Raw genomic sequence first — 17076 nt, forward strand, 5'->3', positions numbered from 1 at the left:
TGCAGAGCGGCACAAGTCGTTCACCCCTTCCTATGAATCGGTTCTAGATATCAAAAGACAGGAGTCGATTCGATTTGAAAGTCAAATCCCAAAACAAGCTGTTATCTGTTACGATGGGCGTGTTATTGCTGCTCAATCCCGTGGCAGGAAGTTACGCCATGGCCGCTCCGGCCGAATCTTCTGTCGGACTGCCCCAAGCTCCGGCATGGGGACACTTTGTAGATAGCTACAAGAACAACTTGCCCGCTAATATGACGGTGGAGTCTAACCCAGTGATTGGTGTGCTGTCCGGGTTCCTCGATCTCTGGACGCCAGGATCCTCGTGGAATAACGGTACCAAACTGAACAGCGCAGTGCTGGACTACAATATCCAGTATGTGGTTGATCTTGCAGAAACCCGTACGGATGAGGAAGAGAACGCCGCTTATTACGACGACCGACGCAACCAAACCTACGGTGCTTATGACGGTCTTGGAACGCTTGCAGATGTGTACCGAGAGAAATCAGGCACGTTCACCACCATTACGAGCATTCCAGACGATGCTACGACGGTTAAGTACGATGACGGGAACGGCGCTAATAAAGGCGGCAATTCAGACTCCGAGCTGGGCAAGATGGTCGATCTGATTGGTACGGTTCGCGGCAACTATGCTTCGACTACGCAAGCTAAAAACTTCTACAGCTATATGCGTCCATGGCGCTGGGCGGATACTTCTGTCATCGTGCCTACGCTGTTTCCTGCGCGCAATACGACTAAGCCGGAAACGGATGGCGGCTTCCCAAGCGGTCATACGAATGCTTCCTATCTCGCCTCACTGGCAATAGCTTATACCGTGCCTGAACGCTTCCAAGAGATGCTAACCCGCGCTTCCGAGATGGGCAACAACCGTGTCGTTGCCGGCATGCACTCACCGCTGGATGTCATGGGCGGACGCGTTACGGCTACCGCTCTGGCAGCTGCAGCTCTAGCTGACCCGGATAATGCTGAGCTGAAGCAAGCCGCTTACGAGCAGGCTCATGAGATTATGCAGCAAGAAACCGGTACTGCAGAAGATCGCTTCAGCGATTATGAGAAGAACAAAGAGCAATTCAACCAGCGTCTAACCTACGGATTCACGCCGATCGCTTCCACGACGGAACCCGCAGTCGTGCCGAAGGGCGCTGAGGTGCTGCTGGAGACTCGCCTGCCTTACTTGAGCGACGAGCAGCGCCGCGAGGTTCTTGCGACAACTGGTCTGCCATCCGGCTATCCAGTGCTCAATGATCCAGAAGGCTGGGGACGTCTGAATCTATTCGCTGCTGCAGATGGCTATGGCGCCTTCAACAGAGATGTAACAGTAACCATGGATGCTGACAAGGGCGGCTTCTATGCAGCCGATAGCTGGAGGAACAATATCGCCGGTGCAGGCCAGCTGACGAAGGCAGGCAACGGAACGCTGACGCTGACGGGCAGCAACACGTATTCCGGAGGCACTGAGCTTAATTCCGGTACGCTCGAGGGAGAATCCGCGACGGCGTTCGGCAGCAGCGATGTTCTGAATAACGGTGGTACACTTATGGAGAATGTAACGGGCAAGATGACCATTGGTGGAAGCTTCACTCAAGCTGCCGAAGGTACTCTCGAGCTGAATATGGCCAGCGCAGGTGATGTGCTTGATGCAAATGGCGCGGTCAATGTGAACGGGAAATTGCAAGTGAACTTCACAGACAACTACGTGCCGAGCACGGGAGACATCACCTTGATCAGCCATGACGCGGATCAACGGACCGGACAATTCTCTGCTGTTAAGGTTAATGGCTTGCCCAGCTCGTATAATGCTAAGGTTCTTTACCAATCCGACCGGATTGTGCTGAACCTTACTACCTCGACGGGTACTCCAGGTTCAGGTTCCTCTAACGGCACGGACGGCAATGAGACAGGCACACAGGAGCCGGAGACTAATTTGAATCCGTTCCAATCCAATGTTGTTAGCCGGGAAGCGGTACTGAAAGCGGTGAACGACGCTATCGCCGCAACGAATAACGGTAACAAATCGTTCATCGATGTTAGCAATCATTGGGGCAGCAGCGCCATTGCGAAAGCAGTGAAGCTGGGTATCATAACTGGGTACGAGGATAATACGTTCCGTCCGAACGCGTCTATCACAAGGGCAGAGTTCGCTGGCATAATTGCCAGTGCATTCGCACTGACATTAAATCCAGCCTCGGCTACCTTCAACGATACGGGCTCTAATTGGGCCATTGGTTACATCGGCGCCTTGGCGGAGAAGGGGGTCGTAACCGGTTATGCGGATGGCAGCTTTAAACCGAGCGAAGCTATCTCCCGTGCCGAGATGGTGGTGATCATTGCCCGCGTGCTGAACCTTGACGTGTTAGCGACCGGCGAGCCAACCAACTTTACAGACGTGAGCAACACCTACTGGGCTGCGAATGAGATTGAGTTGGCTTCTTCAGCCACTCTTGTACAAGGGATTTCAACCTCTTTATTCGCACCTAATAGCACGACTACTCGCGCTGAAGCGGTGACGCTCATTATCCGCGCTCTGGAGAGCGACAGCTCGATCAAGGCGTTAATTGAAGGGTTATAAAAAGTCCTAAATAACAAAGAAAAGTGAGATGGCTCATTTAACGACGAGCCATCTCGCTCTTTGTCAGAGACAATTCGATAGTATCGTTTCTGGAGCTTTTGTTAACTGATATTGGTGTCGTTAGTTCAACCAAACCTATTAAAACCAGAGTCATTGATGATTTCTTCTACCGTCTCTGCTGGTTGTTTTAGGGTGGTGTCGTAAATAAATTTGTTATTAGAATGTGACATTTGCATTTTGTTCAATAAAAATAAAGAGCGTTCTAAGGAATCAATGTCCCCCCTTATGCTTAGACGTTCGATTAACTTTTCTTTATCTGCTATCAGTACAACATACTTTAGCTTCACATTTAAATCTGATAAATGTTTACAAAACCAATCAAGCTCATCCTCCACTACAAAATCAATTACTACATTTAAATCATTTTGAATAAAATTTCTCGTTAAAGCCAAGATGTTTTCCCATGTAAGACTTAAACGTTCTTCCCATGAATGTTGTAATTCGCCTTTAAACATATGAAGAAGAACATCACCCTCAATAAGAACGCAATGCTTAACATTGCGAGCAAGTTCTTTCGAAGTCGTGGATTTACCAACCCCCAACGGACCAGATATAAGATATACAATGTTTTTTTTATCTTCTTCTTTCATTTCTAAAATCCTCTCGATCCGATTTTATTGTCTAGTACAACTTTTCGGTATTAAAATATCGTTCACCGTTAGTTGAATACCTTATCAGGACCTCAGATATTTTTATACAACAGTCTTACTGTTTGATTTTCTTTGAATTCTCTTCTTAAATAGAAATTGTAGGCTGGTGCAAATGTGTTGGTTAGTAAGACTATGTTTTCTATACCTAGCGATTTAATGTCCTTATAAGTAAACTCAAGCATATTTGAACCTAAACCCTGCCCCTGAAGCTCAGATTTAACAAAAAATTCTTCAATTAAATATTCCTTACCTCTCCACCATTGCTTTTCTTTCCCGAGTATCGTTGCAACTATCGCGTTTCCATTAGATTCATCAATTGCTACATACCCTAAAAAACCAGGTGTCTCCCAAAAGTCTTTGAACAATTGTTTAGCAACATCGAAAGTCCATTTATTATTCCAAGGAGGTTGGTTAAATACTTCAATAAATAAGGATATACAGTGCTCTAGATCTTCCTCAATAAGTTTTCTAATAAGTATAAAATTCTCCTCCTCAAACTAATCTGCCAGTCAGCTTAATAAAGCAAAGGAGCAATTGCCGCAGCAAAGTGCTCCTTTCTAGTTAGTTTAACACCTTACATATTTGCGTTTGAAACCAATTTGCCCTTTATCTACTGCCTTTTGAATATTTCCGGAAGCGAGTATAAACTTACTTTTTTTCTTGTCCCGATTGACTTCTACTGGGCCTACTGCCTTCGCAGTTTCTACCGCCTTATCATGGAGAGGCAAATAGGATACTCCCACTGTGTAAAGATAATTATTCATAGCGGATTTTGTTCGATCGGGAGAATCGTGAATCGTATTTTGCACAATTTCAAGCATATTGGCAAGTTTGCTTTCGGAAAATTCACCGTCCGGTCGATTACCCAAAAGCCAGCAGTAACAGCTCCAGCCCGCTGACATTCTCAGCTCTTCGCCGCTTGCGATCCATTTATCGGCAACTTCTTGTGCAATATCTGTTTCTGCCAAGGTTACTGCCACTACATAATCAGAAAGCATATAAAAATAAGCCGAATCTATCCAACGCTCAAAATCAGCTTCAGCCATTGCTTTCGGGTCTGCAATTACGCCAGCAAAATACATGGCGTCGTAATTCCCCGTTGTGTAAAGCTTCTCAGCCAACGGTTGGTTTTTTTTGATTTTTTTGGCGATGGGCTTCATTTCACCTGTAGCCACACCGAAAAGTGGTTCATGTGCGCCATTTGATATGTATATTTTCTTGGTTCGTTCCTTGCCGAGAGCTTCAAGCTCCTGCATAACCATTTCGAAATTCATTATTTAACACTTCCCTATTTTTAAAGGATTTCATTAATTTTATCATAAACACATACTGGACAGCGATAGTGTACTATGTAACACAGGTATCTGATTCAAACGCCCCTGGGATCGGTGCAACAACTTCACAAACATATCCCGTTTCTTCTCGCACTTCTCTCATTGCTGTGTATTCAGGAGATTGATCTTGTGGATCCCTTCCCCCTTTGGCAAAAGTCCAAACGTACCCTTCCCAGAATCCGCTGGGACTTCTCATCAACACCTCACCGGCATTATTAAAAACGATTCCTCCATAAGCGATTTCATCCATTTTTTACCCGATAGTTCAATTTCAAGATCGGTTTCGTAATCTTTATTTCTTTGCTTCTGAAATATGCCAGCATACACCAGATGGATCTATTAGGTTGATCTCACGTTTTCCCCATGGATACATTGTGGGTTCCTTTGCCTTAATAGGATAATTCTTCTCTAAAGCAACGGTTTGTATGAGTGACCACCAACCGTCTAAATCCTCAACTACGAGTTCTACCATGTAGTTATCTTGGAATTCTTGATTATGGAAATTTTGAAGATAGAATTCCTGTTCCTCAATTCGAAAAATACTCAATCCGTCGTCGGAGTAGACTTTCTCAAATCCAAGATCTTCAAAAAAGCTCTGTGCAAGTATATAATCTTTGCCTGATGGAATAAATGGTCGAAGCTTAGTAACCTTCATAAGTTCCCTCCCTTTTAGGCCTAATAACCAAAGATTCAGATGTTTGAAGCCCGGTGGTTTCCTGAAGTTCAGGACACCGGGCTTCGTTTTTATTTTTTTACAATCGGAACCCATACCTCGCAGCGATAATCTTCCGACATCGTATCTCCCGGCGGGTAAAGCTCGAAATCGGGCCCTTCGGCCTGTTCATATCCCGTAGTGGGGAACCATTCCTGGTAGATGCGGCCCCAAACCTCTTGGATCGCGCCAGGCATCGGACCGATGGAGCTAAATACAGCCCACGTGGCTGCCGGAATCTGTATTAATTCGAACCCGTTGCCTGTCACTGCCGCATCAATCTCTACCGCAATCGCGTATTTAAAGCCCCCGCTATCCTGCTGCGTATCATAGCAGAGTCCAAGCATTTCGTCGGTTTTTCCTAGGGCAGCAATTCTTCCGACAGTACCATCCGCATGACTATCTCGCCAGAATTTCGGGATCTCCGTTGAATTCTCTCCCTCCATAGTGGATGTTTGGATCGATTTTCCTACGACGGTAAACGCCTCTTTTTGCACAATTCTGTAGTCCATTTCTTTGTCTCCCTTCAGTGATAGGTGGAAGGAGATGCGAGGGAAGGCCTTCAGTTGAACGCCGGGATGACGGGCGTCGGAAGGTGAAATGCCGTGCAGCTTGCGGAACGCCTTAGAGAACGACTCAGGTGAATCGTAACAGTACTTCATCGCGATATCGATCACCTTCGGACCGGACAGAGCCAGCTCTTGCGCCGCCAAGGTCAAACGTCGTTTCCTTACGTACTCGGCCACAGTCATGCCTGTCAGCATATAAAACATGCGCTGGAAGTGATAAGGGGAGGAGTACGCTGCCTTCGCAAGCTCTGCGATATCCAACGGCTCTTCCATCTTCGCTTCCATCAAGTCGAGCGCCGACATCATTCGATTCAGCCATTCCATTCGCAAAAGCTCCTCTCTAAGAACATGTTATCAGGGTTTGGTGATACCATCCTGTCATTGTGTGCGGTCGTTTGACAGACGCTGATATGAAAACAGCTCCAGAAAACCTTTTACTGCGTTTGATATTAAAATAAACTGCCTGTTAGCTCAGCAATATTATATAAATCTTCCAAAGCTAATACTACGCTTTGTCTATAATTATCTTTATCTTTCTTGCATTTTTTATAACAACGAGCGTTTTCAGAAAAAACTAAACAACCTTAGTCCGGTTGAGTACCGAGCTAAGGTTGTAATATTCATTCTTGCCTTCTTATCCTTTTAATCCGGTGGTCGAAATTCCTTCAACGAAATATTTCTGAGCCAGGAAGAACAATAAAATACAAGGAACGACGCTGACGACAGACATTGCCAACACCTGATTCCAAGACACAGCAGAGGAAGCGTCGAGCGATAGACGCAGGCCAAGAGAAACCGTGAATTTCTTAACGCTGCTAATGTAAATGATTGAATTGAAAAAGTCATTCCATGTCCATATGAACTGGAAAATACCTACAGAAAAAATTGCAGGCTTGCATAAGGGCAGGAGTACCCTTACTAAAACCATGAACGAGTTGCAGCCGTCGATCGTAGCTGACTCGTCTAAGTCACGAGGCAAGCCTCTGAAAAACTGGATAAGCATATAAACGAAAAAGGCCGAAGTTGCAAATAATGATGGCACGATAAACGGCAGATAGGTGTCCAGCCAGCCGAGCTTATTGAACAAGATGTACCTCGGAATCATCACCGTTGCATCCGGCAGCATCAAAGTCGCCATCATGATGGAGAACAGCGGCGTGCGCAGCGGGAAGTTGAATCTTGCGAATCCGTAAGCAACGATAACGCTCGATAGGATCGTGAACACGACGGTTGGCACGACGAGCTTCATTGTATTCAAGAAGAAATCTTGAAATCCATATTGCCCGGTACCGGCCCAGCCTAACGAATAGGAGTTCCAGACATAGGTATCGGCGAACAGCTTGCTGGAGCCGAAAATGTCTTGATTCGTCTTGAATGAAGATACGAACAGCCATATTAACGGATATACCATCACAAAACCTAACAATATCAACAGTAAATATGAAGGCCATTTGTTCGAGCGAGTATGCATCATTTCGATTTACCTCCGTCTTCGTAGTACACCCAGCGGTTAGAGGTTTTGAATATAATGCCGGTCACGATCAATATGATCACGAACAATACCCATGACAACGCCGACGCGTACCCCATCTTGAAGAAGGTGAAGGCTTCTTCGTATAGCTTCAAGGCATACAAATAAGTTGATTTCATAGGACCACCGTTCGTAATGACGAATGCGCCGGTAAATTCCTGAAAAGCGTTAACCATTTGCATAACCAGATTGAACAATACGATTGGCGTCAGTAGCGGTACCGTAATCCTAAAGAACATACGGGTCTTCGATGCGCCATCAATCGCGCCTGCTTCGTACAGATCTCCCGGAATCTGTTGTATACCCGCCAGAAACAGCACCATTGACGAGCCGAATTGCCAAACGGATAGCAAGCCGAGTGTGTACAGTGCTATATCCGGATTGCCCAGCCAATCTACAGGGCTGATGCCGATATTAACAAGCAGACTGTTTACAACCCCCTCCTTCATGAACAGGAAGCGCCACAATACCGATATGGCTACACTGCCTCCCAATATTGAGGGTAAGTAATAGACCGTTCGGAACAAATTGATTCCCTTCAGCTTTGCGCTTAGGATCAATGCTATGAATAACGCGAATGCCAGCTTGACCGGAACGGCAAGAATCACATAAATCGACGTTACGCTAAGCGACTTCGTGAAGCCGGGATCCGCTGTAAAAATTTGTTTATAATTGTCCAGACCGACGTATTTCGGGGGATTGACCATATTGTAATCCGTTAAGGAATAATAGAACGATGCGATAAACGGATACAATTGAAAAACGAGCAGCCCCAAAATCCATGGAAGAACGTATAACAGTCCGATATAGCGATAGTTGCTTCTTCTTCTGAACACTGGCTCACGCTCCTTCTTTCCGATCGTTTCAAGAGCTGGCACGCCGGCAGCACAGCAGTGTGCATCATGCTGCCCATTTAAATTCCGCCGAATCCGGCGCACCTCTCTAATTAAAATTACAACTCACCTATTTGTCATTTAACTATCTGCTCTTCAGCTCGGTCAGCTTCTTCTCCAGGTTGCTCGCAAGTTCCTTGGCTGCCGCTTCCGGAGAGGACTTGCCGAAGGCCACCTGCTCGATGACATCCTGCAGAATAGCTGATACTTCCGAGTTCATTGCGATTGCGTTATCGACGATGCCTGCGTTCTTCAGTCCCATCTCGACTGCATTCGTAATCGAAGGGTCGATCTTTCCCGCTTCGACTGCCGCTTTCTGTGCCGAGGACGATGCAGGTATGGAGCGAACGTCTCCCAGAATAACGGCTGCTTCCGCGTCGTTCATCAGCCAGTTAAGAAATTTAACCGCTTCTTCCTTATGCTTCGACTTGCCGTTCACGGTGATCAATTGCGATGGACGGACCAAGACAGCCGAGTTTTTTGCGTTTTTGTCAATGACCGGGAGCGCCGTTGTGATTTCTACGTCATCCGGTAATACGGAACGAAGCGATTGAAGCGTGCTGCTCATAGCCGAGATGATCGGAATTTCTTGATTGATCCACTTCGTATTTTGTTCGGTTTTGCCGATAAACAGATCCGCTTCGCCAAGCGGCTGATAGACGCCCGCTTTCATCGCTTTATCAATCCAAGCGAGCGCTTCGGTCGCTTCCTCTATCGTGAAACCCAGCGTAAAGTCCTCATTGATCCATTGCGCACCCGTACGCTGCTTCAGCATGTTCGTGAAATCCTGCATCAACACGCCATGATCGGCAAGCATCAAGTACTTCGAGTTGTCCTTCTCGTGCAGTTTTTTCCCTTCCTCGTACAATCTGTCCCAGTCCCATTGAATGTCGGTCGGTACACCCAGCTTGTCAGCCGCCGTCTTATTAATAACAAGCGCGTAAGCATTAACGCCCATAGGCAGCGCTACTATTTTGTCATTGTATACACTGAAATTGTTCAGGAACTCTTGATCAAAGCCATCTAGTGACAGCCCTTCCTGCTTACTTAGGTCAAGGAAGAAGTCGCTCTTCGTCAATTCTTTCATCCAAGGCACGTCGAGCTGAATAATGTCGGCAGCCGTCGAGCTGGCAAGCTGCGTCTTCACCTTCTGCTCATAGCCGTCAAAGCCTTGATATTCCGCTTCGATCGTGACGTTAGGCGCAATTTTCTTATATTCCTCTATAGCGTCCAAGGTTGCCTTGTGACGGCCATCGCTTCCCCACCAGCTGAAGCGCAAGGTTACTTTGTTGTCTGCCCCTTTATCTCCATTTCCTCCATTATTCGATCCTGAAGAGCCAGACGAACAGCCGACAGCCATTAGTGCCAGTACCAACATAACGGCGATGAAACCTATAAACACTATCTTCCTTTGTATTGTAACCTCTCCCTTATCCGTTATTATGGAAACGCTTACTTGATTATAGAAGGGATTTCTTTTCCGTTGAAGGTATCCAATCTTAGATCGGAGTATCATTATTTGAGCATTTCGATGTCAAAGTATCATTATATCGGTTTAAGTATCATTTTTATCTAAAATACGCGATCTCCCGCCTGCCTTCTCGAAAGCTGTCCGTGCTGTGCTATAATTTCAATAACCGGCTAACCGATTGCGAGGTGACATTATGTACAACCTATTGCTCGTCGACGATGAGGCCGATACAAGAGAAGCGTTGTCCTCCTACTTTCCCTGGGAGAACATTGGCTTCCAAATCATCGGTCAATGTGGAAACGGTAAAGAGGCGCTTGATTTCATTCAATCCCATGAGAAGGTCGATGTCGTACTGACCGATATTAAGATGCCAATCATGTCTGGAATCGAGCTGGCCGAGGCTATTCGTGAACGGAAGCATAATATCCGGATCATCTTTCTAAGCAGCTATCGCGAGTTCGAATATGCGCAGAAGGCACTACAATATCGGGTCCGCAACTATATTGTAAAGCCAGCCAAATACCAGGCTCTGCTGGACGTGTTCGGTGAGTTGAAAAATGAGCTCGAAGCGTCAGAACCTAGTATGGCCCAACCTTCTTCCGGGAGCAACAACGATGGGCTTATTATCACTCAAATCAAATCGTATATTCAGACGCACTATAAGGATGCTAATTTAGAAGATGCGGCGAAGAAAGTCTTTCTGAACGCCAACTATCTCAGCTATCTGTTCAAACAGAAGACGGGACAAAATTTTACCGATTACCTTATCGGGGTCAAGATGAAGGAAGCGATGCAGCTGCTAAGTCAGAACGAGTACAAGACATACGAAATTAGCGAAATGGTTGGTTACAGTAATGCTAAAAATTTCACACGTACGTTCAAAAACTATTACGGCAAGCCGCCAAGTGACTATCGGAACGGGTGACCCGCTATGAAAGAACGATACTTTATCAAGCATTTGGCTACATTCTTGATTCCATTGATCTTGCCGCTCATCATACTCGGCTCGTTGTCCTTCTACACGACGCAGCGCGATATGAAGAACGATATTAACAAGAATAGCAAGTTCCTACTCATTCAATCCCAGCGCCAAATGGAGATGATTCTCGATGAGCTAGAGACACTTAAGCTGGCACTTTATCAGAATGCCAAGGTGTTCAACGAGCTGTCGAACGTATTGCAAAATCCGGTCTACACCTATGAAAGCTCGACTACCTACCAAATTATTTTCAGTTATTTGAATGCGCTTACGAGCTCAAAGCCATACATTCATTCAATCTACTTCTACGCGAAGAACTCGAATAATCGTTTTGTATCCTCTCTGGGCGGTTTATCGACGATTAACCGTTTTAACGATACGCAGTGGTATGACGAGTTCATGAACTACGAGGGATCGGCTACGGAGTGGACAACAAAGCGTGAGACGCGGATTTTCCATTTTGAGAAAGACAAGGCCGAGCTCGTTACGATCTACAACGTGCTGGCCCCGAAGAAGATCGGCATTATTTTGAATATTCGGCCCAAATATATTGAAAACATTTTAGCCAACATTACGACGCATAAGGACCAAGTGCTGTACGTGCTGAACGAAAACAATCAGATCATATTCTCAAATACGGAGAAGAGCGGATTAAAGGATACGGAGCTCAATAAAATCGCAAACCATCCGTCCACCTTCTTCGACTTCGAATCGAGTATCGGAGAAGTAAATGTGACGAAAGTCGAATCCGAGCAATACAATTGGAAATACGTTTCCGTCATCCCGCATCACTCGCTGTACGAGACGCCTTCACGTATCATGAACTATACGATCGGCTTCGCCTGCTTGTCCTTCGTACTCGGCCTTGCGCTGACGTTCTATTTGACACGCCGGAATTACAGGCAATTGCTCGCGATCACTTCTCTGCTTCGATCAGCTGAGAATAACCGGATTCCTCTCGTTTCTCCCAAGAAAGTGAACGACGAGTATTCGTATATCGTTCAAAATATGATTGCCCACTTTATCGAGCATCGCTATATTCAGACCCAACTGTCGGAGAAGAAGTATCGTCTTCAGTTCATGGAGCTGCTCGCGCTGCAGTCTCAGATTAATCCGCATTTTCTATACAATACGCTGAATTCGATCTATTGGGAGACGGTCGGCTTGACGGGCAAGCCGAACAAAGCGAGCGACATGATAGAGAACTTGTCGGATATGCTATCCTATTCCTTCAGCCGCCCGACCAATGATGTTACATGGGCAGAGGAAATTGCAAATACGGTGAGCTACATCAACATTCAGAAGAAGCGCTATAAAAATATGTTCGACGTCATCTTCGAGTACGATGAGGATATACTCGGTTTCTACACGATGAAGCTTATCCTGCAGCCGCTCGTCGAAAACAGCATTTATCACGGCATTAAGGAGAAGGAGTCGCCAGGGCTCATCAAGATCAAGATCTATCGAAGCGGGAAAACGCTGCGCCTGGTCGTCATAGATAACGGACACGGAATCGAGACTGATCGCCTCGCCCACATTCGCCATTCATTGGACGAGGCAGAGCCAAAGGAACCCGAGGAGCATTCCCAGCATATCGGCTTGCTGAACACGAATAAGCGGCTAAGGCTTATGTATAATTCGAATTACAATCTGACGATCAAGAGTAAACAACGGCTGGGTACGGTAATCTGCGTCGTCGTACCGCTCCATACCCGATAGTTACTTATAAAAAAAATTCCCGTCCGTTTGAAAGCAAACTTAAGACCCGTAAGATGGCGGATTCATTCGCGAAGCGTCCATTCTTACGGGTCTTTGTTATAATTTAAGGTCTATTTTTTCGAACGTTTCTTGGAAGATGCTTTGACTTGTTTCCCGCGTTTCACGCTCGAAACCATAACGTTTTTCTCCGTATGCGTGTAATAGTGCTGATAGACAGGACAACAATGATGTTGCTTCACCGTTTCAATATTTTGAATGACATTCACAAGCTGCGGATGGTAGTAGTCCTCGTATTGGGTAATTGGAGGATCATACATCGTCTGCGTTGGACAATCGGGACAAAAGTCAGCTTCATTCACACTACCTACATTGCCCATGTTATAGTTACGGTTCACAGTAATTATCCCCTTCCAGTTTTGGATTACAACTTATTGTATTCACAGAGAGGCGATGCGACCTGTACGCTTGACCCGGAAGGCGATAGCCTCCAATGTTTCCGCGGTTTGAGGGGCGAGAGAATTACCGTGTACCGGTTACAGCTTATTCAGGCTGCTATTTCGATTCAATCGATTGGGCGCTTTTTAAATATTAGAGGAAACGTTTGAGATACCTGATTTAGAAAAGTGTAGACTATCACTTTCGTATCGGTATTATGGGAGTGTCTCATTCGCCGTTAATGAAGGTGTAATAAGAAGCGATGGAAAAAGAAATTTACGACATAACAAATACAGCCGGCCTCTCAAGAGGGCAGGCTGTATTTGTTTAAAGGCTTTTAATTGGATGGAATGATTCGAATATCCTTATCCAAATTAGCAAGCATTAAGTAATTGCGATTGAAAGTAAAGATGCGTTTCACCTGATAATAGGACATGGTCACAGCAGTGAATGCTTCGCTGAGCGAGAAACGGAGCTCGGGCCTGTCCATAAGCAGTCTGCGCGATTCCCCATCAAATTCGGGGCCGCTGGAGATGACCGCCAGCTTGCCTTTACTCACTGCCTTATCAATTGCATTCAGAAAATATTCCGCAAGCTGATAGCTGTATTCATTGCGAAGCCATTCGTGAAGATCAAAAATAATGGAGTTGGTCGTCACGTAATTACGTTCAAGATCATGCAAATCCAGAAACAGGGAACGGGCTTTCACATAGCGGGGGTCTTCAGGGTTCATTAAAGCGGCTAAAGCTGTTCCATCCAGAAAGATTGTATCCTGAATGTTCAAATGGTCTTCCATATGTCAGCACTCCTTAATCCACTAGTTTGCAAATACCATCCAAATACAGAAGTGGGTTATCTTCCTTTTGATCCACTGAAATGGAGGTTGAATCGTTTTGGGCGCTTGCCAGGTATTGGACAATGATTCCATTGACGATCGCTTGAACGGTCGTTTGCTGCATATCGGCGATTGCTTTCAGCTCAACATAATATTGCGGATTGATTTCTATAGTGCTTTCTACTTGTTCTTCACTTCTTGAAGAAATGAATTCGGAAGCGGTAGACTTCACTTTTACGAATTGATTTTGAATGAAGCGTTTGTAATTGTTCACCATCGGGATTCACTCCTTATGTATAACTTTTATAAAGATTCGTCGAATTTTGTCATTTTCAGGGGGTAATGTCGGGTTGAAAGCCAGCATCTGGCTTCCTGCAAGGTGATGGGCGTCTTGGGAAAATAAAATTGGATGAGGCAATTGGAGGTCATTTATCCGACTCAAACGTGCTTTGTACTGATTTGTGGCGAGCATTTAGCTCCTACGCCAAGTGTTACGCGACAATGAAAGCTTGTTTACCGAAAACTTGAAAAAAAATTCGCATCGTTAGCGCTTTGTGAGTGGGATTTAATGTGAATTATTGACCTCTAATTATTGAGCTATCCTGCCCGTTAGCGTTATGAAGCAGCCGATCATTGTGGTCGGCTGCTTCCGTGTTTTTATTGAACTATCGTTTCCCGTTAGTTGAACGTCGTATAGATCAAAGTTGTTTCATGTAATAAACGGTGAAAAATGCATCCTCGTGAAAACCAAATTGCCTCTTTCAATGGCATAGCTTTAGTTTAGTACGTCTAGGCGACCCAGGGCGCTATACAGCCATACAAACAATAACCCCACGGCTGCTCCTAAAATGGATACGATTCACGCATCCTGCTTCGCATTGCTTGCAAGTACTGACGGAGCTACCAGGATAGAACTTCCAATCGTAAACAATATGACCGTGACAGTAAATTGCCGAACGCTCATCTTGCCATTTTCCAACATCGCCTTCGCCTCACTTTCGTCATAGTTTGATCATAGAATGCCCACAGCTACTCGTATCATTTGGGCAGCGGAACCTCAAATGCATTTCGAATTTTAGCTGTACAAAGCAATAATAAAGGCAAAAGGAACCCATATGTTGAAGCATAGAATAGCCAAATGTCTTTATTAAAGTCTGCAACATATTGAGCGTTCGGAAAAACAATAAGCGATAATACAATCATCAGCATTCCTAAAGGTGCAATAAGCGAGCGATAATCTTTTATTTCAAATAGGTTTGCAAACACAACAACCGATACATGAAAGTACATCACCGATCGAATGTAAGTTGTAATGACCCAAGTGAAAGCGAGGATTGCTTCGATGCGCGTTAGGAAGCCCCCGATATTAATCTTTTTCGCAAGTGCATAACTTGGTGCATTATTTCTTGCCACAAAATCCGGACCGAGTACGAGAATATTCAGCAGGATAACGGTAATTAAAATGATTCCTCCTAGTAATGTACCGATGTAAAAGGCTTTTCCAGCTGCCTTGCGATCACTAATAAAAGAAGGGAAAATCATTAAAAACATGACAGGAGACAACGAAAATGTGCTCACATAAAAAAGTGAGGCCTTTATAACCGGTGTTATGCCTTTTTCAAACACAGGCTGTATATTTTGTAAATCTACTTGAGGTGAGATGAACACGATAAGTGTAATAAGCAAGAATAAAAAAAGGATGAATAACAGTTCAGCCGAACGTGCGAATGTTTCAACGCCAAGACGGGCAGCTAGGATCACAATCATTGCAAACAGGATATTTAATGCAACAAGCGGTGTTTCGGGCATCCAATAGGTTTTAATAAAATCGCCAACATAAAAAGTAACTTGTGCAGCACTTGAAAACGCCCAGAAAAAGAAGGTAAAATTGATAAGCTTCCCAAGCCACTTTCCGAAGACTTTTTCAATAACCTGATCCAAAGAAAGATCGGGGAACAAATGACCAACTTTAATATATAACCATACAAACATCAAACCAATCCCGGTGCCGAGTATGGCTGCAAGCCACGCATCTTGCTTTGCAAAACTCGCTAAGGGTGCTGGAGTATGCAAAATAACCGTACCAACGGAATATAGAAGAACGAGAATCATAAACTGACGCGCTGATATTTTGAAGTTTCCAGGCATGTTAATCCCCCTTTATTCCGTGATTTTTCCTTTTTTTTCGTACGATAGCCATGCCTAACAACAAAAGCGGTAGAAAAAGCCCTATTGTCAGCAGATGAAGAGTCCATACTTCAGTCGTCTTCTGATATTGTGTAACGTTGGGGTATATGAAAATAGAAAGAACCACTAAGATCATCCCTAAAGGCAGCGTAAGTGGTCGATAATTTTTCAAATTCAATGTTTGCGCAATTCCTATTAGTGAAGCGTAAAAATAAAGGGTTATTTTAAAATAAAAAGAAATGAACCATAATATTGCGAGTATTACTTCTATTCGTTGAATAAACGCCCCCACATTGATTTTTCTTGCTAAGGCATAACTTGGATACATCAGCCTCGCCGAATGGTCAGCACCAAGAACTAAAACACTTAAAAGTGTAATCATTAATAGAACAATTCCTCCCATAATATGCCCTTCAAAAAAAGCTCTTGAAGCTTGTTTTGATTGATTTATAGAGGAGGGATAAATCATTAACAGAGTAATAAGCGGCAGAGAAGTAAAATTTAAATACAATAAAGTAGCTAAAATAATCGGTTTTATTCCCGTCTCAAAAACAGGCTGTATTTTTTGAAAATCGATATCAGGAGAAACAAAAATGATAAGCATAAAAAATAGTATAATAAACACAGGAAAGAATAATTCAGCTGCACGTGCTATTGTTTCAATTCCTAGACGTACCCCTTGAACAATGATCAAGGCAAAGATAATATTGATCACTTCTATAGGTGTGTTAGGCATGATCTGTGTAGTTAAGAAATTTCCGAGAGCATACAAAAGAACCGCTGCAGCAAGGAACAAACTTAAACTAACCAAAAGCGAAACGATTTTACCCAGCCATGTTCCCAAGAGTATATTATTTATATGGATCAATGTCATCGCGGGTAATCGATTACAAAGGGCGATATACAACCATATGATTAATAAACCAACAATTGTTCCAATAATCATAGAAATCCAAACATCCTGTTTTGCAAAAAAAACTAGACCGGATGATGCAGTTAAGATCGTACTCCCGATCGTGTAAAAAGTGACGAGTATCCTAAATTGACTTGTCGATATTTTATTTTTCTCATGCAATGTTTCTCATCCTTTTCATTTTTTGAATATTGAGATGG

General features: G+C 44.4%; 18 protein-coding genes and 1 pseudogene. 4 read left to right on the plus strand and 15 right to left on the minus strand.

All coding sequences use genetic code 11. The annotated features are described in order from the left end of the window. The first annotated feature begins 113 nt into the window (after positions 1 to 113). Positions 114 to 2588, plus strand: coding sequence for an S-layer homology domain-containing protein (locus AC1DLI_RS20200; RefSeq protein ID WP_477606112.1), 2475 nt, complete (start codon positions 114 to 116; stop codon positions 2586 to 2588). 125 nt (positions 2589 to 2713) lie between these two features. Here the strand turns inward: AC1DLI_RS20200 and AC1DLI_RS20205 are convergent, their stop codons facing one another. From AC1DLI_RS20205 to AC1DLI_RS20245, 9 genes are all read right to left on the minus strand, one after another. Then, positions 2714 to 3238, minus strand: coding sequence for a P-loop nucleotide/nucleoside kinase family protein (locus tag AC1DLI_RS20205; RefSeq protein WP_477605771.1), 525 nt, complete (start codon positions 3236 to 3238; stop codon positions 2714 to 2716). Positions 3239 to 3330: 92 nt separating this feature from the next. Then, complete coding sequence (locus AC1DLI_RS20210; RefSeq protein ID WP_477606114.1) at positions 3331 to 3777, minus strand: GNAT family N-acetyltransferase; 447 nt, start codon at positions 3775 to 3777, stop codon at positions 3331 to 3333. 87 nt (positions 3778 to 3864) lie between these two features. Further along, a complete protein-coding gene (locus tag AC1DLI_RS20215; RefSeq protein WP_477605773.1) occupies positions 3865 to 4572 on the minus strand; it encodes a DNA alkylation repair protein in 708 nt (235 codons plus the stop codon). A gap of 73 nt (positions 4573 to 4645) precedes the next feature. Next, positions 4646 to 4882, minus strand: a complete 237-nt coding sequence (locus tag AC1DLI_RS20220) for an NUDIX domain-containing protein (protein ID WP_477605775.1) — start codon at positions 4880 to 4882, stop codon at positions 4646 to 4648. Between the two features lie 42 nt (positions 4883 to 4924). Then, entirely contained in the window at positions 4925 to 5287 is a 363-nt protein-coding gene (locus AC1DLI_RS20225) for a VOC family protein (RefSeq protein ID WP_477605777.1), read from the minus strand. An 89-nt stretch (positions 5288 to 5376) separates the two neighbouring features. Beyond that, the gene (locus AC1DLI_RS20230; RefSeq protein ID WP_477605779.1) at positions 5377 to 6237 is read right to left on the minus strand and encodes an AraC family transcriptional regulator; all 861 of its coding nucleotides are present in this window, start codon (positions 6235 to 6237) and stop codon (positions 5377 to 5379) included. 310 nt (positions 6238 to 6547) lie between these two features. Further along, positions 6548 to 7387 carry a carbohydrate ABC transporter permease gene (locus AC1DLI_RS20235; RefSeq protein ID WP_477605781.1) on the minus strand — a complete coding sequence of 280 codons (840 nt, stop codon included), beginning with the start codon at positions 7385 to 7387 and terminating at the stop codon, positions 6548 to 6550. Beyond that, on the minus strand, positions 7384 to 8280 hold the full coding sequence (locus AC1DLI_RS20240; protein ID WP_477605783.1) for a carbohydrate ABC transporter permease: 897 nt from the start codon (positions 8278 to 8280) through the stop codon (positions 7384 to 7386). Before AC1DLI_RS20240 ends, AC1DLI_RS20235 begins: the two co-directional genes overlap by 4 nt. A 142-nt stretch (positions 8281 to 8422) precedes the next feature. Further along, positions 8423 to 9715 (minus strand): ABC transporter substrate-binding protein, encoded by a 1293-nt coding sequence (locus tag AC1DLI_RS20245; protein ID WP_477605785.1) that lies wholly within the window; start codon positions 9713 to 9715, stop codon positions 8423 to 8425. A 286-nt stretch (positions 9716 to 10001) separates the two neighbouring features. On the opposite strand from AC1DLI_RS20245, the gene AC1DLI_RS20250 reads away from it, so the two are divergent. Both AC1DLI_RS20250 and AC1DLI_RS20255 read left to right on the plus strand, forming a co-directional pair. Then, positions 10002 to 10733, plus strand: coding sequence for a response regulator transcription factor (locus tag AC1DLI_RS20250; protein WP_477605787.1), 732 nt, complete (start codon positions 10002 to 10004; stop codon positions 10731 to 10733). A gap of 6 nt (positions 10734 to 10739) precedes the next feature. Then, positions 10740 to 12506 carry a cache domain-containing sensor histidine kinase gene (locus AC1DLI_RS20255; RefSeq protein WP_477605789.1) on the plus strand — a complete coding sequence of 589 codons (1767 nt, stop codon included), beginning with the start codon at positions 10740 to 10742 and terminating at the stop codon, positions 12504 to 12506. 110 nt (positions 12507 to 12616) lie between these two features. Here the strand turns inward: AC1DLI_RS20255 and AC1DLI_RS20260 are convergent, their stop codons facing one another. The 3 genes from AC1DLI_RS20260 to AC1DLI_RS20270 form a co-directional block, all read right to left on the minus strand. Next, positions 12617 to 12901, minus strand: a complete 285-nt coding sequence (locus AC1DLI_RS20260) for a hypothetical protein (protein WP_477605791.1) — start codon at positions 12899 to 12901, stop codon at positions 12617 to 12619. Positions 12902 to 13278: 377 nt separating this feature from the next. Next, positions 13279 to 13737 carry a type II toxin-antitoxin system VapC family toxin gene (locus AC1DLI_RS20265; protein ID WP_477605793.1) on the minus strand — a complete coding sequence of 153 codons (459 nt, stop codon included), beginning with the start codon at positions 13735 to 13737 and terminating at the stop codon, positions 13279 to 13281. Between the two features lie 13 nt (positions 13738 to 13750). After that, positions 13751 to 14053, minus strand: coding sequence for a hypothetical protein (locus AC1DLI_RS20270; RefSeq protein WP_477605795.1), 303 nt, complete (start codon positions 14051 to 14053; stop codon positions 13751 to 13753). 101 nt (positions 14054 to 14154) lie between these two features. On the opposite strand from AC1DLI_RS20270, the pseudogene AC1DLI_RS20275 reads away from it, so the two are divergent. Next, positions 14155 to 14262 (plus strand): annotated as a pseudogene (locus AC1DLI_RS20275) (IS1595 family transposase); the annotation flags it as partial. A gap of 373 nt (positions 14263 to 14635) precedes the next feature. Here AC1DLI_RS20275 and AC1DLI_RS20280 read toward each other — a convergent pair. Genes AC1DLI_RS20280 through AC1DLI_RS20290 form a run of 3 tightly spaced genes read right to left on the minus strand, consistent with a single transcriptional unit; the run spans position 14636 to position 17038 of the window. Next, positions 14636 to 14758, minus strand: a complete 123-nt coding sequence (locus AC1DLI_RS20280) for a hypothetical protein (protein ID WP_477605797.1) — start codon at positions 14756 to 14758, stop codon at positions 14636 to 14638. Positions 14759 to 14814: 56 nt separating this feature from the next. After that, a complete protein-coding gene (locus AC1DLI_RS20285) occupies positions 14815 to 15924 on the minus strand; it encodes a GerAB/ArcD/ProY family transporter (RefSeq protein WP_477605799.1) in 1110 nt (369 codons plus the stop codon). Position 15925: 1 nt separating this feature from the next. Beyond that, entirely contained in the window at positions 15926 to 17038 is a 1113-nt protein-coding gene (locus tag AC1DLI_RS20290; RefSeq protein WP_477605801.1) for a GerAB/ArcD/ProY family transporter, read from the minus strand. Between the last annotated feature and the right edge of the window lie 38 nt (positions 17039 to 17076).

It is taken from the genome of Paenibacillus sp. 01T443, assembly GCF_056398325.1.